Annotated in this window: 13 protein-coding genes and 1 tRNA gene; 4 read left to right on the forward strand and 10 right to left on the reverse strand. The window is 34.7% G+C overall.

Features of this window, described 5'->3' with window-relative positions; genetic code table 11:
* Positions 1 to 12 precede the first annotated feature (12 nt).
* On the forward strand, positions 13 to 1,290 hold the full coding sequence (gene murF / locus QZZ51_RS05680) for a UDP-N-acetylmuramoyl-tripeptide--D-alanyl-D-alanine ligase (RefSeq protein WP_291867138.1): 1,278 nt from the start codon (positions 13 to 15) through the stop codon (positions 1,288 to 1,290).
* A 7-nt stretch (positions 1,291 to 1,297) separates the two neighbouring features.
* On the opposite strand, the gene QZZ51_RS05685 is transcribed toward murF, so the two are convergent.
* The 10 genes from QZZ51_RS05685 to QZZ51_RS05730 all read right to left on the reverse strand — a co-directional run bounded on the left by QZZ51_RS05685 (position 1,298) and on the right by QZZ51_RS05730 (position 14,237).
* Positions 1,298 to 3,007: an efflux RND transporter periplasmic adaptor subunit gene (locus tag QZZ51_RS05685; RefSeq protein WP_291867141.1), complete on the reverse strand. Its 1,710-nt coding sequence runs from the start codon at positions 3,005 to 3,007 to the stop codon at positions 1,298 to 1,300.
* A gap of 24 nt (positions 3,008 to 3,031) precedes the next feature.
* Positions 3,032 to 6,703 (reverse strand): efflux RND transporter permease subunit, encoded by a 3,672-nt coding sequence (locus QZZ51_RS05690; protein WP_291867144.1) that lies wholly within the window; start codon positions 6,701 to 6,703, stop codon positions 3,032 to 3,034.
* 178 nt (positions 6,704 to 6,881) lie between these two features.
* Positions 6,882 to 7,823, reverse strand: a complete 942-nt coding sequence (locus tag QZZ51_RS05695; protein ID WP_291867147.1) for an EamA family transporter — start codon at positions 7,821 to 7,823, stop codon at positions 6,882 to 6,884.
* A 123-nt stretch (positions 7,824 to 7,946) separates the two neighbouring features.
* A tRNA-Val gene (locus QZZ51_RS05700) sits at positions 7,947 to 8,021 on the reverse strand.
* A 62-nt stretch (positions 8,022 to 8,083) separates the two neighbouring features.
* Positions 8,084 to 9,295, reverse strand: coding sequence for a folylpolyglutamate synthase/dihydrofolate synthase family protein (locus tag QZZ51_RS05705; RefSeq protein ID WP_291867150.1), 1,212 nt, complete (start codon positions 9,293 to 9,295; stop codon positions 8,084 to 8,086).
* On the reverse strand, positions 9,292 to 10,185 hold the full coding sequence (locus QZZ51_RS05710; protein WP_291867153.1) for an energy transducer TonB: 894 nt from the start codon (positions 10,183 to 10,185) through the stop codon (positions 9,292 to 9,294). The genes QZZ51_RS05705 and QZZ51_RS05710 overlap by 4 nt, the downstream gene beginning before the upstream one ends.
* A complete protein-coding gene (locus QZZ51_RS05715) occupies positions 10,185 to 10,571 on the reverse strand; it encodes a biopolymer transporter ExbD (RefSeq protein ID WP_291867155.1) in 387 nt (128 codons plus the stop codon). Before QZZ51_RS05715 ends, QZZ51_RS05710 begins: the two co-directional genes overlap by 1 nt.
* A 9-nt stretch (positions 10,572 to 10,580) precedes the next feature.
* Entirely contained in the window at positions 10,581 to 11,273 is a 693-nt protein-coding gene (locus QZZ51_RS05720) for a MotA/TolQ/ExbB proton channel family protein (RefSeq protein WP_291867158.1), read from the reverse strand.
* Positions 11,274 to 11,323: 50 nt separating this feature from the next.
* Positions 11,324 to 12,661, reverse strand: a complete 1,338-nt coding sequence (nhaD, locus tag QZZ51_RS05725) for a sodium:proton antiporter NhaD (RefSeq protein ID WP_291867161.1) — start codon at positions 12,659 to 12,661, stop codon at positions 11,324 to 11,326.
* Positions 12,662 to 13,004: 343 nt separating this feature from the next.
* The gene (locus QZZ51_RS05730; RefSeq protein WP_291867164.1) at positions 13,005 to 14,237 is read right to left on the reverse strand and encodes a Glu/Leu/Phe/Val dehydrogenase dimerization domain-containing protein; all 1,233 of its coding nucleotides are present in this window, start codon (positions 14,235 to 14,237) and stop codon (positions 13,005 to 13,007) included.
* A 253-nt stretch (positions 14,238 to 14,490) separates the two neighbouring features.
* On the opposite strand from QZZ51_RS05730, the gene QZZ51_RS05735 reads away from it, so the two are divergent.
* The 3 genes from QZZ51_RS05735 (at position 14,491) to QZZ51_RS05745 (ending at position 21,949) form a co-directional block, all read left to right on the forward strand.
* A complete protein-coding gene (locus QZZ51_RS05735; protein WP_291867167.1) occupies positions 14,491 to 15,633 on the forward strand; it encodes an acyl-CoA dehydrogenase family protein in 1,143 nt (380 codons plus the stop codon).
* A gap of 327 nt (positions 15,634 to 15,960) precedes the next feature.
* Positions 15,961 to 20,478, forward strand: a complete 4,518-nt coding sequence (gltB, locus tag QZZ51_RS05740; RefSeq protein WP_291867169.1) for a glutamate synthase large subunit — start codon at positions 15,961 to 15,963, stop codon at positions 20,476 to 20,478.
* 4 nt (positions 20,479 to 20,482) lie between these two features.
* On the forward strand, positions 20,483 to 21,949 hold the full coding sequence (locus tag QZZ51_RS05745; protein ID WP_291867172.1) for a glutamate synthase subunit beta: 1,467 nt from the start codon (positions 20,483 to 20,485) through the stop codon (positions 21,947 to 21,949).
* The last annotated feature ends 436 nt before the right edge of the window (positions 21,950 to 22,385 follow it).

Consider the following 22,385-nt stretch of genomic DNA (forward strand, 5'->3'; position numbering starts at 1 on the left):
TATCTTCGAATTATGACAATAGAAGAATTACACTCGCTTTTTTTACGCTTCCCTATTATTAGCACGGACACAAGAAAAATAGACTCTAACAGCATATTTTTTGCTCTCAAAGGAGAAAATTTCAATGGCAATACTTATGCCAAAGAAGCCCTATCCAAAGGAGCCTGCCTTTCTATTGTTGACGAAGAGTTACATTCTCCAAATGAAAATATTATTCTTGTAAAAAATGTTTTAATCACTTTACAAAAGTTAGCAAATTTTCATAGAAAATATTGTAAAGCCAAAATAATAAGCATTACTGGTAGTAATGGCAAGACAACCACCAAAGAACTTATTAACGCGGTAATATCTAAACAATACAAAACTATTGCCACCAAAGGCAACCTCAACAACCACATTGGTGTTCCGCTAACCCTTCTTTCTATAAAAGAGGACACCGAAATAGCAGTGGTTGAAATGGGCGCAAACCATAAAGAAGAAATTGCTTTTTTATGCTCTATTGCCGAACCTGATTATGGCTATATAACTAATTTTGGAAAAGCACACTTAGAGGGTTTTGGAAGCTTAGAAGGTGTAATTCAAGGAAAAAGTGAATTATATGAGTATCTCACTGCTAACAAAAAACATCTTTTCTTAAACGCAGACGACCCGATACAAAAAAGCAAATTAGACAATTACATTCAAAAATTTGGATTTAGCCAAGAACAAAAAGAATATTACAATATAGAACTTTTAAGCGCCAACCCTTTTGTATCTATTAAAGTAGAAGATACTATAATAGAATCACAACTCATTGGAAAATATAATTTTACCAATTGCTGTGCAGCTATAGTTATGGGTAAATATTTTTCTATTCCTCTCTCCTTAATAAAAGAGGCTATAGAGAGTTACATTCCCGAAAATAACCGCTCACAAATAATAGAAAAACAAGGAAATAAAATTATTCTGGACGCATACAATGCCAACCCAACTAGCATGAAAGCTGCTTTAGAGAGTTTTAGCAGCCTTAAAGAAGACACTAAAATTCTATTTCTAGGCGATATGTTTGAACTTGGAAACACCGCTAATGAAGAACACCAAAGTATTGCCGATTTAGCCAAAAAATTGCAATTTAATTCTGTCTTCTTAATTGGCGAGAATTTTTATAAAACAGAAACAACTTTAAATAAGTTTAACTCTTTTAACTCCCTTAAAGCTTATTTAAAAGAGTATAGCTTACCCAATAATTCGTCTTTATTAATTAAAGGCTCTAGAGGTATGGCATTAGAAAGAATTTTAGATATTTTATAATATAGAATTACTGAATGGTTTTTGTTACACTTCCGCAGTGTAACATTTCATCCCCATAATAGGGATTAAAAACCTCATCATCGAAACTGAGCCAAGTACCTCCTTTATTATTATCTGCCATAGGACAATATTGTACATAAATAGGCTGATCTAAATTGCTTAAGCTACTAGTTATAGCAACAATACTTTTGGATAGAGGCTTAAATTGATTTCGCTGTTTCTTTATATCCTTAGACATAGCAATTTTTGCAGTAGTTGCTTTAAGAATATCTATATGTTTTTTTACTTCCTCATCTAAAACAGACCCATCTATAGTATTAAGCAACTCCTTTAACTCCCCAGCTTTTAACATCGACTTATGAGAATCCGTAGCCACTAAAAAGTCTTTTAGCTGCATGTATGTATGTATTATCTTAGGTAGTTCTGATTTTAAATTATCATTAAAAATTAGCTTACCATTCCCTTCCTGCATCTCGCTCATAGTATTATCTCCATCTTTCTCATTCGTCATCATAGACCTTTTTCCTAGTAACTGAGCGGCAGCATCTACTGTAAAAGTACCATTAGTAACGACCTCATCTCCTGAAGACAATCCATCTAAAATAACATAAGAATCCCCTATCACTTTCCCTAACATTACTTCGGTCATTTCAAAAACAGGGTTTTTTGGATTTGGCTTTACATAAACCAAAGACCTTTTACCTGTCCACATAACCGCAGATTTGGGAACCGTTAACACCTTGTTATTTACCAGCCCTTGTATTTCTCCTTGCAAGAACATACCAGGCTTAAAGCGTTGTTTTTTATTATTTAAAGTAACTCTCACCGCAACAGTTCTACTATTTGAATTTAAAACGGGTTCTATAAATGATATCTTAGATTTTAATACTTCCCCTTTGAAAGCGTTTGAAGTAATTGTTATGTCCTGACCAACTTTTAATGTAGGAAGTTGATTCTCATAAGCATCAAAAATTGCCCAAACTGTATATAAATTGGAAACCTTATACAAAGCTTCTCCTTGTTTATACCAATTACCTTCTGCTGCCATAATCTCCGTAACCGTACCCGACACATCTGCATAAACGGGAAAACTCATCATAGGCTTACCAGACTTAATTATTGCATCTACTTGTTCATCTGTCATTTTCCACAAACCAAGTGTGTTTCTTGCTGCCGCATATAATTTCTTATGTGTATCCTTATAAGACACAGAAGTGAGCAATTTGTCTTGCGCCGCATACAATTCTGGGGAATAAATAGAACCAAGTAATTGTCCTTTTTTAACATACTGTCCCACAAAATTTACATTGAGCTTCTCTATTCTACCATCGAAAATGCTAGTCTGCACACCATTCGTTTTTTCATTAGACGTTATTTTTCCTGATAAAACAAGTGTGTTATTTTTTAAACTCCCAAGCCCTACAACGGTAGTCTCTATATTTGCCAGAGCCATGGCGTTTTTAGTCATTTTAAATTGCTGTGTACCAATTTCAGAATCGCCTATATTAGCCGGAGTTAAATCCATACCACACAAAGGACAATCTCCTGGTTCTTCGGTATTTATTTGCGGATGCATAGAGCAGGTCCAACTATGTACCTGCTCTTCACTAGACAAGTGTTGTTGGTTTTTTTTGTTAGCATTAGAACCAAAAAAAAGATACCCCAAAGCAAGGCCTGCTAATAAAACAATAAGATAAGTTCCATACTTTTTTAACATAGTTTTTTCTTTAAAAACATCTTTCTATTTTAATTTGCTTTCTTTTCGCCAACTAAACAAAACTGGCACAATAAATAACGAAATTAAAGCCACTAACATACCCCCAAAACTAGGTATTGCCATAGGAATCATAATATCACTCCCTCTTCCACTCGCTGTTAATATTGGTAATAATGCCAGGATAGTTGTCCCTGTAGTCATTAAGCAAGGTCTAATTCTTTTTCTACCTGCCTCGAGCACGGAGTTTCTTATATCTGAAATACTTTCTGGACTATTTTTCTTAAACACTTGTTTTAAATAAGTTGCCATTACCACTCCATCATCTGTAGCAACACCAAACAAAGCTATAAACCCTACCCAAACGGCAACACTAAGATGTATTGTACCCATGTGAAATAAATCCCTCAGATTTACTCCACCAATACCAAAATTTAAAAACCAAGATTGCCCATATAGCCAAATTAATATAAACCCACCAGCGAAGGCAACAGCAACCCCTGTAAATACCATTAAAGATATAGATACCGAGCGAAACTGTAAATACAAAATTAAGAAGATAACTAATAGTACTATTGGAACAATAAAGGAAAGCGTTTTCTCTGCATGTACCTGATTTTCATATGTACCAGCAAAACTATAACTAAGTCCTTCTTCAATTTGCAAGTTTCCGTCTTCTATTTTACCCTGTATTACTTCTTTTACTTTCTCTACAACATCAACTTCCGCATAACCTTCCTCTTTATCAAAAAGCACATAGCCTACTAAAAAGCTATCTTCACTCTTAATAACTTGTGGCCCCTTCTCGTAACGAATTGTAACAACTTCGGAAAGAGGTATATATCTACCATTACGCAATGGTAGATATATTTTTTCTAAATCTTCTGGGGTCCCCCTTAATTCTCTAGGATACCTTACACGAACACCATAACGCTCTCTACCTTCTACCGTTTGTGTTAAAACTTTTCCACCGACTGCTATTTCTAATAGTTCTTGCACTTCGGAAACCGAAACACCATAACGTGCAATTTTTCCTCTATCTATATCTAACAAAAGATATGGCTTACCTACAATTCTATCTGCAAATACAGCCTCTCTTTTAACTCCTTCAACTCCTTTTATTATTTGCTCTAATGACACTCCTAAAGCTTCAATAGCTTTTAAATTAGTCCCTTTTATTTTTACCCCCATTGGAGCACGCATACCCGTCTGTAACATTACCAAACGCGTTTCTATAGGCTGTAGTTTAGGTGCTGTTGTAACTCCCGGAAGTTTAGTTGCATCTACAATAGCATCCCATATATCGTTCTTATTTTTAATAGATGGTCTCCAGTTTCTATAAAATTCACCCGACCCATCTACAATTAAATCCTCCCTATTATATCCAGTTCCGGCATCTACATAAATTCCCTCATTAGTTTCAAAAAAACCATCTTCATTAACCTTAAAAGATAATGGACTCCCACTTTCATCTAAAATAAATTCTGGTTTATACAGTATAACATTCTCATACATGGATAATGGAGCTGGATCTAAGGCTGAATTTACTCTTCCTGCTTTACCAACAACTGTTGCTACTTCAGGGATATTGGCCACAGCCATATCTAACTGCTTTAAAACCCTTTTATTCTCTGCTACTCCTGAATGCGGCATAGATGTTGGCATCAGTAAAAAAGAACCTTCATCTAAAGAAGGCATAAACTCCTTACCTGTATTAACCATTATTAGTGCTCCAAAAGTCAACAAAACCAAAGGAATACTTAAAAATTTAACTTTATTCTCTAATGCCCAGAACAATATTTGTTCGTAATATTTTTTAAAAATTAACAAAATTCCTAAAACCAAAGCGCAGATTATTGTAACAAAAATAAAATTACTAAAGATGGAATTCCCATAACTCAGCGGTCTCCAATAATATCCCAACAATCCCAAAATAGCGATGCTACTCGAAATTAATTGGTAGTTATTAAATTGCTTCTCGGTTATTTTAGAAATTCTTTTTAAAACTCCTAAAATTGCATATCCAATTAATAAAATTCCTATAAAATAACCGTAGAATATTGCAATTACACCTATTACTGCCAACGCAATATTCCCAATAATTTTTATACTTTCTATTTTTTTATACTTTCTAAACAATTGGGCTGCAAAAGGGGGTATTACAAATAAAGCAACAATCATGGACGCGGTTAACGCCACTGTTTTTGTAAAAGCTAACGGCGCAAATAATTTTCCTTCCGCACCAGTTAAAGTAAAAACTGGAATAAAACTTACAATAGTAGTTAACCCTGCTGTAATAATTGCTCCCGAAACTTCTATCGTTGCATTATACACCACATTGTCTACAGACTCCTCTTCTTTTATTAATTTTAAATGACGGACAATATTCTCTGACAATATTATCCCCATATCTACCATTGTCCCTATTGCTATTGCTATTCCAGAAAGTGCCACAATATTAGCATCGACTTTAAAAATCTTCATTGCAATAAATACCATGAGTACGGCTATAGGCATTAAACCCGAAATTAACACAGAGATGCGAAGATTAAAAAGCATGACTATAACAACCAAAATGGTAATTAATATCTCAAAGGTTAAGGCATCTTTTAAAGTGTTTATAGTTTCTTTTATAAGTACCGTACGGTCATAAAACGGTACTATGGTGAGTTGGGAAGTTCTTCCATCTTTTAAAACTTTAGATGGCAACCCAGAAGCTAGCTCTTTTATTTTTTGAGTAACTCCGTTAATTACATCTACTGGGTTTTCTCCATGTCTTGCCACTACAACTCCACCAACAACCTCTGCGCCTTCTTTATCTAAAATTCCACGTCGTTCGGATGGCCCTAAAGTAACATTCGCAATATCTTTTATTTTTATTGGAATATAGTTCTCATTGCGAACTTGAGCATTTTCAATATCTTCTTTACTTTTTATATACCCTAATCCACGTACAAAATATTCCGCCTGATTTATCTCTAAGGTTTTTGCTCCAACATCGCGATTACTCTCCTTAACCGCTTGCACAACGTCTTTAATAGTAACATTATACTGTCGCATTAATTCAGGATTAATATCTACTTGATATTCCTGCGTATATCCGCCAATGGAGGCTACTTCCGCAACTCCTTTTGCTCCTGATAATGCATTTTTAATATAAAAATCTTGAATAGAACGTGTTTCTTGTAAATCCCACCCTCCAGTAACCTTACCTTTATCATCTCTCCCTTCTAAAGTGTACCAAAAAATCTGTCCTAAAGCAGTTGCATCAGGACCCAAAGTAGGACTTACTCCTTGCGGCAATAAATTAGACGGCAATGCACTTACTTTCTCTAACAAACGACTCCTAGCCCAATAAAAATCAATATCATCTTCAAAAATGACATAGATACTAGAAAAACCAAACATAGAAGAACTTCTCACTGATTTTACTCCAGGAACTCCCAATAAATTAGAGGTTAGCGGATATGTAATTTGGTCTTCCACATCCTGCGGAGATTGCCCTTCCCACTCTGTATAAACTATTTGTTGGTTCTCCCCTATATTAGGTATTGCGTCTACTGAAACTGGGTTGCTAGGCAAAATACCTAGCCCCAAATTAAACGGCGCATGTATAATTCCCCAGATAAAAAATAAAAACAAGAGTATAAGTCCTACTAACTTGTTTTCAATTAAAAATTTAATGCTTTTATTGAGCATGGTGTTTTGTTATACTGAGTTTTAAAAAATAGTTAAAAACTCCTACTCTAAATAACGATTAATCCAAGAAATGATTGTAACCAAAGTATAACTATTTACTTCATAAATTACTAAAATAACACGATATTCAAAATTAACCTATTATGAAGATAATTCTACAGTTCCGCACCACATTTCATCACTCCTCATCCTTAGTACTTAATCTTCCTGAAAATCTAGAAAACAGCACAAACTTTTTATTTGTATTTATAAAAAAAACACCTGTTAATAAAATCCCAGCAGCTATGATGGATTGTGTTGTTATTTCTTCCTTTAAAAAGTACCATCCAACAAATAATGCTATAATAGGATTAACATAGGTTGATGTTGCCACCTTCTCAGGAGAGACTACTTTTAATAAATAGTTAAATGCAGTAAATGCAACTATACTACCAAAAACAATTAATAACAACATTGCCAACTGCACTCTAAAGCTCCAATCTATAGGAGACACCCAAGATTCCCCAAACAAAACACTAACAAAAAACAACATTATTCCTCCAGTAAGCATTTGATACCCTGTATTAACGAAATAGTTCTTAGGTAAATCTACTCTCCCTACAAATAAGCTCCCATATGACCAGCTTAACATTGCGATAAAAATTAGAAACATTCCAAAAAATGCATTTTCCTTAGTCATTATTTGTTTTTGACTCACCAGAACATAGATACCGATAATCCCAAGAATAACCCCAATTATAGACATAGGTTTTATTTTTTTACCTTGTAATACACGCATTAAAATCAACACGACTAAAGGTTGCGCTGCGACTACTAATGCTGCGAAACCACTATCTACATATTTCAAAGCCCAGACTACCACTCCGTTACCTAGTGTTAAGAACAGAAAACCAGCGATTACAGTATTTTTAAATCGTCTTACAGATATAGAGATATCTATCTTTAATAATTTGCATAAAATGAAAATTAATACACTAGCGGTAACAAAACGAATAGAAGCCAACATAAAAGAAGGCAATTCCTCCACTGCTATTTTATTCAATAAATAGGTAGAACCCCATATTACATATATAGAAAAAAAGGCAAATCCTATTAGAACAACGTTTGGCGCTTTACCCATAATATTTAACTTAATTAATTAACACAATAGTAAGCATAAAATTTTCAAAAAACCTAATACCGATTTTGATGAAAAAGGAGAAAATAAAAAAGCTTCCAATTTCTTGGAAGCTTTTAATTACTGTGGGCCCTGAAGGATTCGAACCTTCGACCCCCTGCTTGTAAGGCAGGTGCTCTGAACCAACTGAGCTAAGAGCCCTTGTTAAGGGTGTGCAAATATATAATAGTTTTTGGTTTACCCAAAAGAAAAAAAGAAAATTTTTAAACTATTTCTGCGACCACAAAATTACTGCCTCCAACAAAAATAAAATCGGATTCCTTTGCATTTTCTTTCGCTGCAATTAAAGCTTCTGAAACTGAGTTAAATACATTTCCGTTTAACCCAAAATCACTTGCTTTTTTCTTTAAATTCTGTGCATCTAATCCTCTAAAAATATTTGGCTTACAAAAATAATATTTTGCCGTTCTAGGGAAAAAAGGCAAAACAGATTCTAAATTTTTATCTTTTACAAAACCTAAAACAATATGTAAATCTGTAAAAGATTGCTTTTTTATCTGATTAAGCACCAAAGACAACCCTTCTTTATTATGCGCCGTATCGCAAACAACGATAGGGTTACGATCCAAAACTTGCCATCTCCCTAAAAGACCAGTGTTGTTCACCACATTTTTTAAGCCTGCCCTTATATCCGCTTCTGAAACTTTAAAATTTTCCAAAGTTTTTATCAAGGCAACTACTCCTTTAATATTCTTTATTTGATATTCTCCCAGTAAAGCGGTTTTATAGTCTTTTGTTATAACTGTACTAGCATAACATAATTTTGCATTTTTATTCGCTGCAACCTTATTAAATATATCCGCAACCACTTCTTGGTGCTCACTTATAACAACAGGAACATTTTTCTTTATAATCCCTGCTTTCTCGACAGCGATTCTAAGTAAAGTATCTCCTAATAAATCGGTATGATCTAAACCAATATTAGTTATCAAAGTAGCTTCTGGTATAATAATATTTGTAGAATCTAATCTACCTCCCAGACCCACCTCAATTATAGCAATATCCACTTTTTCATTGGCAAAATAACCAAATGCCATTCCCACAGTCATTTCAAAAAAAGATAGGCCATTGGCCTCAAAAAAAGCTTTATTCTCTTTTACAAAATCAACCACAAATGACTCGGATACTGGTACTCCATTAATCCGAATGCGCTCTCTAAAATCCTTTAGATGTGGTGATGTATACAAACCAACCTTATATCCTGCTTCTTGCAGAATAGACGCAAGCATGTGACTGCTAGAACCTTTTCCATTAGTTCCACCTACGTGTATACTTTTAAATTTCTTATGTGGGTTCTGTAAATGTAGCACTAGCTTTTTTATATTATCTAGCTTTCCATTAAAGGCCGATTTTCCTTTTTGTTGATACATTGGAAGTTGTCCAAACATCCAATCTAAAGTCTCTGGGTAGGTCACTCTCCTAATTTAAAATTGACAACAACAAAACCTACTTGCTGACTTGGAGCATTAGAATCTAAGTTCCATTTATGCTTAAAAGCCGTTCTTTTAGCAGGTTCTAATAGACATGGATTATTGTTTGTTGTTCCTTGTACTCCAGGCATAGCACTTATTACTTTTCCGTTTCTATCTACAATTATCTTTACTACTACTCGACCAGCTTCATTACACTCTTGTGCAACTTTCCCTTTATTCACCAAAGATCTTCCATTTAACCCATAACCACCAGTACCGCTACCAGAACCAGGACCATAATAGCTAGTAGCATAAGGATTTCCTTCTGATTCCCCTTTATCCCCTGCTCTATTATCGTCTCCCTCACTACCAGATGCTGTTCCGTCTGATTTATTTAAACCGCCCATCATAGCATCTAACTTTGCTTTTTTTGCTGCCTTTTCTTTTTTTATTTTTTCTTGAGCATCGTGTTTCTCCTTAGCCACGCGTGCAGCCTCAGCTTTTGCTTTTTTAGCCGCATTATCTGCCTTTTTTTTCGCTTCTTGCTGTTGTTTTATTTTAATAGATTCTTCACTCTCTTGTGTAAGTACTTTTTCAGCAGGAGCCTCTTTTACAACCTCTTGCTCTGAAACTTGTTCTTGTATTTGTTCTTCAACCTCTTCTTGCATAGTCTCTTCAGGAGGAGTATCTAAAGGTTCTGACTTAATCTTTTCTTTAGGTTGCACTTTACCGCTTCCAAAACTTGTAGTACCAAAATTTACAGAAATACCATTTTCTTCTGGAGGATCCATATAGGTAAGTCCAATATAAAACAATACAAGGAGTAGCACACTCAATAAAAGCGTGGTAATAGTGAAAGAGTTTTTCTTGTGTTTAGTGTCTAAAAATGCCATTAATTTGGTCGCACTGCCAAAATAACCTTATAACTATTCCTATTGGCAATATCCATAACGTTTACTGCTTCTTTAATAGCAACACTTTCTTCTGCTCTAAGAATAATAGTGGGTTTCTCTTGTCCTTCTAGTGCCTTTTTTAATTCAATTTCAATATATTCTCCGTTAATTCTCTCGTCATTAACGTAGTACTGTAAATTCTTATCTATACTAACAGATACATTTTGTGTATTAGTAGATTTTCCTTTCGCCTTAGGCAATAACAAATCTAACGCATTTGGAGAGTTTGCTGTAAGCATAAAAAATATCAATAACAAAAAAACTATATCTGTCATTGAAGACATACTAAAGTCTGGACTTACTTTATTTCTTCCTTTTAGTTTCATATAACAATTCTATAGAGGTTCATTTAATAAATCTAAGAACTCTACAGCATTAGCTTCCATTTTATGAACCACCTTATCCGTTCTATTGACTAAATGATTATATCCTATATATGCTATAATACCTACGATTAAACCTGCTACTGTTGTTGTCATTGCCGTGTATATTCCAGAAGCCAAGGATCCCATTTCTGCTTGCCCCCCGCTACTTGCCATTTCATGGAATGCCAAAATCATACCAATTACGGTTCCAAGGAAACCAATCATTGGTGCTGCTCCTGCCACAGTTGCCAAAATACTGACATTTTTTTCTAACTTATATACCTCTAAAGTCCCCGCATTTTCAATAGCTGTATTTATATCATCCAAAGGTTTCCCTATTCTAGATACACCTTTCTCTGTTAACCTGGCTACAGGCGAATCTGTCTGCGCACATAATAACTTAGCAGCTTCTAACTTTCCATTCGTTACATAGTCCCGAATTTGATTCATGAAATTTTTATCAATTTTAGAAGCCGCATTTACTGCTAGTAATCGCTCAAAATAAATATATAAAGCAACAGCTAGCATAATAAATAGTACAGAAATGATAATTACACTACCTGTTCCACCATTAAAAATTAGGTCTATTACAGACAATGTTTTTTCTTCGGAGATTACCTCTCCGGTAGCAGCATCTTGTGCCAAATCTTGAAACAGTAACATATAATTTCTCTTATTGAATTTGCCTTTATAACGGTATTTTAGCTTTTAAATTATCCGTGGAATACAAAATCGCGTAATAAAATAAATACGACAGCTCCAGAAAGAAAACCAATGAGTGCCAACCAAGCTATTTTCTTAAAATACCAGAAGAAATCTATTTTTTCCATTCCCATAGCAACAACGCCAGCGGCAGAACCAATAATTAGCATACTACCACCTGTTCCGGCAGAATAAGCAATAAAATGCCATAATGGATTATCCATTCCTTCTGAGAACATCCCCATACTTGCAGCAACTAAAGGCACATTATCAATAACTGCAGAACCAACACCAAATAACATTACTACGATATCTGTATTAGGAATTGCAGAATTTAGACTCTCAGCGTAGTGAAATAGCATCCCTAAAGACTCCAAAGCCGCCACCGCAAGTAATATTCCTAAGAAAAATAATATACTTGGTAGCTCTATTTTAGATAAAGAATGATGCACTGGGCTATGATGACCCGCTGTATCATCGCCTTCTCCTTCTACATTAGATATACTAAATTTAGAATTACTATATATTTCTGCAAATGTTGCTACTACAGCAAGAGAAAGCATCATCCCTACATAAGGAGGTAAATGCGTAATTGTTTTAAAGAAAGGGACAAAAACTATTGCTCCCAATCCTAAATACAACATTGTAGAACCAAACTTAGATTTAGGCTCCTCCAAACTACCTAGCTCACTATCTATATTCCCTTGAAAAGCTTTAAATCTACTCGCTACTATAACAGGAACGACCATACAAACTATAGACGGCAACAATACATGTTTTACTAACTGAAGCGCAGATACCTTATCCGCTATCCACAACATAGTAGTAGTAACATCCCCAATAGGAGACCAAGCCCCTCCTGCATTTGCTGTTATTATTATCATACCAGCAAACCAAAGTCTTGTATCTCTATCCTTTATCACTTTTTGAAGAATAGTTATTAAAACAATAGTAGCAGTTAAATTATCAATTATAGCCGATAAAACAAATGCCAGAATAGAAAATAGCCATAACAACTTACGTTTACTTCTTGTTCGTATATACCCTTTAATAGTAGCAAAACCATCAAAATAATCTATAATCTCTACTATTGTCATTGCCCCTAGCAAGAACACCAAGATTTCCGCAGTCTTCCCTAAATGATGGAGTAAAATTTCATCAATATGAGTAGGCTCTAATTCTCTCAGTTCTGCATTTACCTCGAAAACAGGCATATGCGTAAGTGCAATAATAGCCCACAATATAGCCATCATAGCCAATGCAGGTATTAATTTGTCAATTTTAAGATTATGTTCTAAGGTAATGGCTAAATATCCCGCCAAAAAAACAATAATAATAATGGTTTCCATTCTGGGTAGGTTTAAATTAAATTAGTTGTTTCAGTGTAATTTCTAAATCCTAAATAATTGTTTATACTAAACTTTGAAGAATTTTTGCTAAAGATATTCAAAATTGGCTTTTTATCCACACAAGAAGCTGTAGAAATATGAATAAAATAAATTTGCAAACTTTTTACTTCAAACCACACAAAATCATAACAAAATTAATAAAACTAGAAAAGAAGATAATCTGCAACAAATAAAAACACTTTACTTAAGCCTTATATATTACACTATTGAAAATACCCAATATAAAAAAGAGACGCTCATTAAATGAACGCCTCTTTTTATTTAATTTACTCAAGACCTAATTTTAGACCAATTGCTTCAGTGCAATTTCAAAACCAGTTTTACTAATATTAAGTTTAGAAGGATTCTGTTTGTATATGTTTAATATAGCTTCCTTAATAGTATTGGAGGTATCTGAAAAAATCAACTCATCATCTATCCCTACTCTTTTTTCCATAAAATAAGCAAAAACTCTTGCCATTCCGCAGTTAGAAATAAAATCGGGTATCAAACTTACTTTCCCATCGGTATATTCCATTATAGAGCCAAAGAATATCTCTTTATCGGCAAAAGGCACATTAGCGCCACAAGATATAACCTCTAAGCCAGTATCTATCATTTTTGATATTTGCTCTTTGGTAATTAATCTAGATGCGGCACATGGAACAAAAATTTCCGTAGCCAATGTCCAAATACGTTCATTAATTTCAGCAAAGGGAACAAAATCTTCCCTTGAAGCCACTAAAGTATTCCCCTTTTTATTCAAAAAGAGGGCTTTAATCTCATCAAAAGAAAAACCATCTTCCTTAATAACACCACCATCGCGATCTATAATACCGACTATTCTAGCCCCCATTAGAGCTAAATAATAAGCTGCGGCACTACCTACATTTCCAAATCCCTGAATAACCGCTCTTTTCCCCTTTACATTACCTCCATAAATAGTGTAATAATGTTTCACAGCCTCCGCAACGCCATAACCAGTAATCATATCTGCAACTGTATATTTTCTAGAGACCTCAGGAGAATATTTGGTATTTTCTATTGCCTTTATAACCCCCAATCTAAGCTGACCAATTCTATTTATCTTATCTGCTTCTGTAGGTTTAAAATGACCATTAAAAACTCCTTCTTGCGGATGCCATACTCCTGCATCCTCCGTAATAGGAATTACTTCATGAATTTCATCTACGTTTAAATCTCCTCCAGTACCATAATAACTTTTTAACAGTGGAGCAACCGCTCTATACCAACGCTCTAAAACTCCTTTTTTTCTTGGATCACTAGGGTCAAAATTAATTCCAGACTTAGCGCCGCCAATTGCAGGCCCCGATACTGTAAACTTCACTTCCATGGTTTTCGCCAAGGACAAAACTTCGTTTACATCTAAACCTTTTCGCATTCTTGTTCCTCCACCAGCAGCACCACCTCTTAAAGAGTTAATTACGGTCCATCCTTCGGCCTCAGTTTCCGGGTCTTTCCAATTAAAAACTATTTCTGGTTGTTTATTCTCGTATATATGCAGTAATTCTTTCATAAGAATTGATTGTAATAAATTAATATATGCTATTTGTTTTCTAAGTAATCTCCGAAAAAAATAAAATGTGTTTCCCCAAAAATGGGGTTACTGCTGTGTCATATTAATTTATTAAATATCAATTCTAGTAATACATAGGAGAGCAAATATATACTATAGCCTCTGTTTATACAAAATTTTATTCTAGTCAATTATACGAATATCGCATTATAAACTTATATTAGCACCTATATTTTATCATAATTTCAATTATATGGACTTTACCTTAACAGAAGAGCAAAAGCTAATACAGCATGCCGCAAGAGATTTTGCGCAAAACGAATTACTTCCTGAAGTAATAGAAAGAGATGACGCCCAAAGTTTCCCCACAAAGCAAGTTAAAAAAATGGGAGAACTTGGTTTTCTAGGAATGATGGTAAATCCAAAATTTGGAGGCAGTGGTTTAGACACCATTTCTTATGCAATTGTAATGGAGGAATTATCTAAAGTAGACGCCTCTTCTTCTGTTGTAGTTTCTGTAAACAACTCTCTAGTTTGTTATGGTATTGAAGCATACGGAACCGAAGAACAAAAAGAAAAATACCTTACCAAATTAGCAACTGGAGAAATAATTGGAGCCTTCTGTTTATCTGAACCAGAAGCTGGCAGCGATGCCACTTCTCAAAAAACAACAGCAATAGACAAAGGAGATCATTACATTATAAACGGCACCAAAAATTGGATTACCAATGGTAGCACCGCAAGCGTATATATTGTTATTGCCCAAACAGACAAAGACAAAGGCCATAAAGGCATAAATGCAATAATAGTAGAAAAAGGAACAGAAGGTTTTGAGATTGGCCCAAAAGAAAATAAACTAGGAATTCGTGGTAGCGACACCCATTCTTTAATGTTCAACGATGTAAAAGTTCCCAAACAGAATAGAATTGGTGAAGACGGATTTGGCTTTAAATTCGCAATGAAAACTTTATCCGGCGGCAGAATAGGTATTGCCTCACAGGCTTTAGGTATTGCTGCAGGAGCTTATGAACTAGCTAAAAAATACGCTAAACAACGTAAGGCATTTGGAACAGAAATTTCTAATCACCAAGCAATAGCTTTTAAACTCGCAGATATGCATACTCAAATAGAAGCAGCGAGACATTTAGTATATAAAGCAGCTTGGGATAAAGACAACGGACACAACTATGACCTATCTGGCGCAATGGCAAAACTATATGCATCACAAGTAGCTATGGACACTGCTGTTGAGGCTGTACAAATACATGGTGGAAACGGGTTTGTAAAAGATTACCATGTAGAACGATTAATGAGAGATGCTAAAATTACTCAGATTTATGAAGGCACTTCTGAAATACAAAAAATAGTTATATCAAGAAGTATATTAAAAGATTAATCCAATTATTTTTTACACACAACACCTCTACCCTTTGCTTTTTAGGGTAGATTTTGTTTTATTTTAACTTTATTTCTGTTACCTCCTTAATACTACTAGGGTTATTTGTTACAAAATACTTAATCCTAAACATTACCCCCAAAAAACCTATCACAACCACCTTCAAAGCGTTACTTTTATCATTATGATAATTTTAACCTTACAAATATCTCTATTTACATATTTTTTAAGGTTTTATTATAATCATTGTATTTTTTTTTATCAATAAGTAATTATTGCTGCGAAAAATTTAAATAAATTGATATTTTTGAAGAAATACCATAATCTATGACGTTGAAAAAACAAGGGCTTTACCTACCAGAATTTGAGCACGAAAACTGTGGAGCGGGTTTTATTTGCAACCTTAAAGGAGAGAAAGACAACCAAATAATTCATGATGCTTTAGAGATATTAGTTAAACTAGCACATCGCGGCGGCGTTAGTTCTGATGGAAAAACAGGAGATGGAGCAGGATTATTAATTGATATTCCTCACGATTATTTCAAAAGAATTTGTGATTTTAATATTCCAGAACAGAGAAAGTACGCAGTAGGCATGGTGTTTTTACCAAAAAACAAAAACCAATACACATACTTTAAAGACATTTTCGAAAAAAAAATAAAAGCCCAAGGGCTTTCTATTTTAGGCTGGAGAGAGGTTCCTGTAGATTCTACACAATTAGGAGAAATAGCATTAGCGTCTGAACCTAATATTGAACAAATTTTTATTGGTCAAACAGAAAAAATAACAGAAACTGACTTTAAAGCTAAGTTATATGCCGCTCGTAAAATTACCGAGCATACTATTAGAAAATCGAAAATGTCGCAGGCCGACTATTTTTACTTATCAAGTTTATCTAACACAACCTTAATATACAAGGGTATTATAATGCCCGAAGATATTGGGCCTTACTATAAAGATTTACAAGAAAAAGATTTAGTAACTCGTTTAGCTTTGGTACACCAACGTTTTTCAACGAACACTATGCCTTCTTGGGAATTAGCACAGCCGTTCCGTTTTATGTGCCAAAATGGTGAAATTAATACCTTGCGTGGTAACGTAAGTAGAATGCGTGTTAGGGAAGAAATAATGAGTAGCCCTGTATTTGGCCCTCAAATAGACAAATTATTTCCAATTATACTACCTGGAAAATCAGATTCTGCTTCTATGGATATGGTAGTTGAACTATTAACGCATACCGGAAGATCATTACCAGAGGTAATGATGATGATGATTCCCGAAGCATGGGAAAAGCATAAAACAATGTCTGCGGAAAGAAAAGCTTTCTACGAGTATAATGCTTGTATTATGGAAGCTTGGGATGGACCAGCATCTGTACCTTTCACAGATGGCGATTATATAGGTGCTCTTTTAGATCGTAATGGATTAAGACCTTCTAGATATACAGTTACTAAAAGTGGTAAACTAATAATGTCTTCCGAAATTGGTGTTGTAGAAGTTGCTCCTGAAGATATAGAAAGTCATGGCCGTTTAGAACCAGGGAAAATGTTCTTGGTAGACATGAATGAAGGACGTATAATTAACGATGAAGAAATTAAAGACAAAATTGTATTAGAAAGACCATATAAAAAATGGTTAGAAAAAACAAGATTGCACTTAAAAGACCTGCCCTACACAAGTGCCACTTGCCCTATTGAAACTATTGATGTAAAAACAAGACAACGCTTGTTTAACTATACTATTGAGGACATTCAAGAAGTTATTACACCAATGGCACAAGTTGGCAAAGAAGCCTTGGGTTCTATGGGAATAGATACACCTTTAGCAGTTTTATCAGATAGGCCTCAATTAATTTCAAATTACTTTAAACAATTATTTGCACAGGTCACAAACCCTCCTTTAGATGGTATTCGGGAAGAAATTGTAACAGACATAAGCCTTTCTTTAGGTAAGGACAGAAATATATTCAGTATTACTGAAAGACAATGTAGAAAATTAAAAATTCAAAATCCGGTAATTTCCAATGCCGATTTAGAAAAAATTAGAAACATTTCGGTTGAAAGTTTTAAAACTGAAACTATTGAAATCCTTTATCAAAAAGACAAAGGTCTTAACGGACTCGAAGATGCTCTTGAAGATATTATTGTTCAAATAGAAAAAGCTTTACTTAGAAAAACAAACATTATCATTCTGTCGGATAGAGGTGTAAATAAAGAATTAGCCCCTATTCCTGCTTTATTAGCTTGTTCGTATGTAAACCATCAAATGAACCGTTTACGTAAGCGTTCTTATTTCGATATTATTATCGAATCTGCAGAACCTCGTGAACCACATCATTTCGCAACATTATTTGGTTATGGAGCATCTGCAATTAACCCATATATGGTTAATGAGATTATCAGAATGCAAGTTAAAGAAGGCTACATTACTGGCATGGACGAGCAAAAAGCTGTGGACAACTTCAACAAAGCTATTGGTAAGGGTATTTTAAAAGTAATGAACAAAATAGGAATCTCTACATTACACTCCTACAGAGGTTCTCAAATATTCGAGATTGTTGGTTTTAATTCTCAATTCGTAGAAAAGTATTTTCCATACACAGCTTCTAGAATTGAAGGTATTGGTTTATATGAAATTGAAAAAGAAATTAGCCAGCGTTACAAATATGCATATCCAAATACAGATATAGCTAATCGATTAGGTTTAAATATTGGCGGCGATTACAGATGGAGACGTAATGGGGAAAGGCATATGTTTAACCCAACTACAGTTGCTAAACTACAACAGGCAGTTCGATTAAATGATCAAGATAGTTATAACGTTTATGCAAAAGCAGTAAATGAACAATCCGAAAACCTAATGACTATTCGTGGTTTATTTGAGTTCGACAATCTAGACCCTATCCCATTAGATGAAGTAGAACCATGGACCGAAATTGTAAAACGCTTTAAAACGGGTGCCATGTCTTACGGATCTATTTCTAGAGAAGCGCATGAAAATTTAGCAATTGCTATGAACCGAATTGGAGGCAAATCTAATTCTGGTGAAGGAGGTGAAGACAGAAAACGTTTTATTCCAGATGCAAATGGAGATAGCCGTAACTCTGCTATAAAACAAGTCGCATCCGGTCGTTTTGGTGTTACTTCTCATTATTTAGCCAACGCCAAAGAGATTCAAATAAAAATGGCTCAGGGTGCTAAACCAGGAGAAGGTGGACAATTACCAGGTGAAAAGGTACTACCTTGGATTGCAGAAGCAAGAAACTCTACTCCTTTTGTAGGCTTAATTTCTCCACCACCGCACCATGACATTTATTCTATTGAAGATTTAGCACAATTAATCTACGATTTAAAAAACGCAAATCGCGAAGCAAGAATAAATGTAAAATTAGTTTCTGAAGTTGGTGTAGGCACCATTGCCGCAGGGGTTTCAAAAGCCAAAGCAGATGTTGTTTTAATAGCTGGTTATGACGGTGGAACAGGAGCCTCTCCTTTAACATCTTTAAAACATGCAGGACTTCCTTGGGAACTTGGATTAGCAGAAGCGCAACAAACATTAGTATTAAACAATTTACGTTCTCGTATTGTTGTGGAATGTGATGGCCAATTAAAAACTGGTCGTGATGTTGCAATTGCAACTTTACTAGGTGCCGAAGAATTCGGATTCGCCACAGCTCCTTTAGTAGCTTCTGGTTGTATTATGATGCGCAAATGTCATTTAAATACTTGTCCGGTTGGTATTGCTACCCAAGACAAATATTTACGTAAAAACTTTAAAGGCACGCCAGAGCATGTAATTAATTTCTTTTACTATGTAGCAAATGAATTAAGAAGTATAATGGCACAATTAGGATTCCGTACTATGGATGAAATGATTGGTCAAACACATAAAATTAATGCCAATAAAGCTATAACACATTACAAAGCCAAAGGGTTAGATTTATCTTCTATATTATACAGACCAGAATCTTACAGAGAGATGTCTGTTAAAAATTCTGAGAAACAAGATCATTGTTTAGAAAATGTTCTAGATTTTACCATTTTAAAAGATGCAAAAACTGCTATAGAAGATAAGAAGAAAATTACACTAAATTATCCTATAGGAAATATTGATAGAACGGTTGGAGCAATTATAAGTAATGAAATTTCTAAAAAACATGGGCATCTTGGTTTACCAGAAAACACATTAAACCTAAATTTCACTGGATCGGCTGGTCAAAGTTTTGGAGCTTTTGGAGCAAATGGAATTACGTTTAACTTAGAAGGTAATACTAATGATTATTTAGGAAAAGGATTATCTGGAGCTAAACTGATTATCAAGAAACCTACAAAAGCAAATTTCATTGCGGAAAACAATATTATCGTAGGTAATGTATGTTTATTTGGTGCAGTAGAAGGTGAAGCATACATCAATGGTATTGCTGGAGAAAGATTTGCCGTGCGTAACTCAGGAGCTACAACAGTTGTAGAAGGAGTCGGTGATCACTGTTGTGAATACATGACAGGAGGAAAAGTGATTGTATTAGGAAATACTGGCAGAAACTTTGCCGCAGGTATGAGTGGAGGTATTGCTTATGTATATGATCCAGAAAATAAATTCGTAAATGGTTTATGTAATACCGAAACAATCGATTTTGAGGATATTTTAGCTGAAGACGCTATCGATTTAAAAGGATGGATTGAGAAACATGTTTTACACACAGATAGTACACTTGGAAAAAGGTTATTAGCCAATTGGGGTAATAGCTTGAAACACTTTGTTCGAGTAATGCCCACTGAATACAAGAAAGCATTAAAGCGTTTGGCAAAAGGAGAAGTAATGGTTGAAGAATTAACAACAGCATAGGACAATGGGAAAAGTAACAGGTTTTAAAGAGTTCGAAAGAAAAGATGAAACATACACGCCTGTAAAAGATCGTGTAGAAAATTATAATGAATTTACAGTTCCTTTGAGTGATAAAAACATCACTGAACAAGGCTCTCGTTGTATGGATTGCGGAATACCATTTTGTCATAGCGGTTGTCCTCTTGGTAATTTAATACCAGATTTCAACCACATGGTTCACCAAGGAGAATGGCAAAAAGCTTCTTGGATACTACACTCTACTAACAATTTCCCTGAATTTACAGGTCGCCTATGCCCTGCTCCATGCGAACAAGCATGTGTTTTAGGAATTATAGAAGATCCAGTATCTATTGAAAACATTGAAAAAAACATTGTAGAACGTGCTTTTAAAGAAGGATGGATTAAACCACAGCCTCCAAAAACAAGAACAGGAAAAAGAATTGCTGTTGTTGGTTCCGGCCCTGCTGGTTTAGCTACAGCGCAACAATTAAATAGAGCAGGCCATACCGTTACTGTTTTTGAAAGAGATGATGCTATTGGTGGATTATTACGCTATGGAATTCCAAACTTTAAAATGGAAAAAGGAATCATCGATAGGCGTGTCGCTATTTTAGAAGCCGAAGGTATTTCCTTTAAGGTAAACGTAAATGTTGGTGTCAACTATGACATAGAAGAATTAAAATATTTTGATGCAGTTGTTCTATGTGGTGGCTCTACAGAAAGAAGAAGCCTACCAACTCTAGGAATAGAAGCAGATAGTGTTGTACAAGCAATGGATTTCTTAACACAACAAACAAAAGTAGTTTTTGGTCAAGAAATTAAAGATCAAGTAATGGCTACTGATAAAAATGTTATTGTTATTGGTGGTGGAGATACAGGCTCCGATTGTATTGGAACTTCAAACCGTCACGGAGCAAAATCGGTGGTCAATTTTGAAATTATGCCGAAACCTCCAGGACACCGTTCTCCAACAACCCCTTGGCCTTTTTGGCCTTTACAACTAAAAACGTCTTCTTCTCATAAAGAAGGCGTGGAACGTAATTGGCTAATAAATACAAAAGAGTTTATAACCGATAAAGACGGGAAACTTACCGCTCTTAAAACCGTTAACGTAGAATGGGAAATGGTTCCCGGACAGCGTCCAAAATTAATTGAAATAGAAGGAACGGAAAAAACTTGGCCATGCGATTTAGCGCTATTAGCCCTTGGATTTACAGGACCTGAAAGTACACTTGCAAATAAATTAGGCATAGAAAGAGATGGTCGTTCTAACTACAAGGCTGTTTATGGTAAATACCAAACCAATGTTCCTAATATATTTACCGCTGGTGATATGCGTAGAGGGCAATCACTAATTGTATGGGCAATCTCAGAAGGCAGAGAGGCTGCTCGTCAGGTGGACATATACTTAATGGGTAAATCAGACTTACCATCTAAAAACATAAAAGGAGATTTAGTAGGACTTCATTAGATTAAACATTCTATCAAAAAGACAAAGTCGCATTTTACAATGCGACTTTTTTGTTACCCCATATTTCCTAAGACCAACCTATTAGAGGCTTTATAAGATTTCCCCTGTATTCCTTAGATCATTTATCTAGCAATCTATCGCCCAAAAAAACTACATCTAAACGACCGATTTTACGACTTATTTCTATAACAAAACACCCCTATTTCCAGTCTATCCAGACATTTCAAGCAAGAATCCCTTCTTCCTACTTCCTACTTTTAAACCACTAGTCAGACTTAAACTCTAACTTTTTGGGTTGATTCAATCATTTACTTTTAAATATTTTCTCCGATAACGCTGGGTCAAGCGTAAAACTTGGGGACAAAGTTTAAAATTATAACTTTGAACTAAATTATATACTTTAAAATTTGAACTCAAACTTAGCTAAATATTTACT

It is taken from the genome of Maribacter sp. (genome assembly GCF_016744255.1).
Classification (GTDB): Bacteria; Bacteroidota; Bacteroidia; order Flavobacteriales; family Flavobacteriaceae; genus Maribacter_B.

Bases quoted from the DNA above. Each gene is read 5' to 3' on its own strand.
- murF (WP_291867138.1), top strand. From the start codon at position 13: ATGACAATAGAAGAATTACACTCGCTTTTTTTACGCTTCCCTATTATT.
- QZZ51_RS05685 (WP_291867141.1), bottom strand. From the start codon at position 3,007: ATGTTAAAAAAGTATGGAACTTATCTTATTGTTTTATTAGCAGGCCTT.
- QZZ51_RS05690 (WP_291867144.1), bottom strand. From the start codon at position 6,703: ATGCTCAATAAAAGCATTAAATTTTTAATTGAAAACAAGTTAGTAGGA.
- QZZ51_RS05695 (WP_291867147.1), bottom strand. From the start codon at position 7,823: ATGGGTAAAGCGCCAAACGTTGTTCTAATAGGATTTGCCTTTTTTTCT.
- QZZ51_RS05710 (WP_291867153.1), bottom strand. From the start codon at position 10,185: ATGGCATTTTTAGACACTAAACACAAGAAAAACTCTTTCACTATTACC.
- QZZ51_RS05715 (WP_291867155.1), bottom strand. From the start codon at position 10,571: ATGAAACTAAAAGGAAGAAATAAAGTAAGTCCAGACTTTAGTATGTCT.
- QZZ51_RS05720 (WP_291867158.1), bottom strand. From the start codon at position 11,273: ATGTTACTGTTTCAAGATTTGGCACAAGATGCTGCTACCGGAGAGGTA.
- nhaD (WP_291867161.1), bottom strand. From the start codon at position 12,661: ATGGAAACCATTATTATTATTGTTTTTTTGGCGGGATATTTAGCCATT.
- QZZ51_RS05730 (WP_291867164.1), bottom strand. From the start codon at position 14,237: ATGAAAGAATTACTGCATATATACGAGAATAAACAACCAGAAATAGTT.
- QZZ51_RS05735 (WP_291867167.1), top strand. From the start codon at position 14,491: ATGGACTTTACCTTAACAGAAGAGCAAAAGCTAATACAGCATGCCGCA.
- gltB (WP_291867169.1), top strand. From the start codon at position 15,961: ATGACGTTGAAAAAACAAGGGCTTTACCTACCAGAATTTGAGCACGAA.
- QZZ51_RS05745 (WP_291867172.1), top strand. From the start codon at position 20,483: ATGGGAAAAGTAACAGGTTTTAAAGAGTTCGAAAGAAAAGATGAAACA.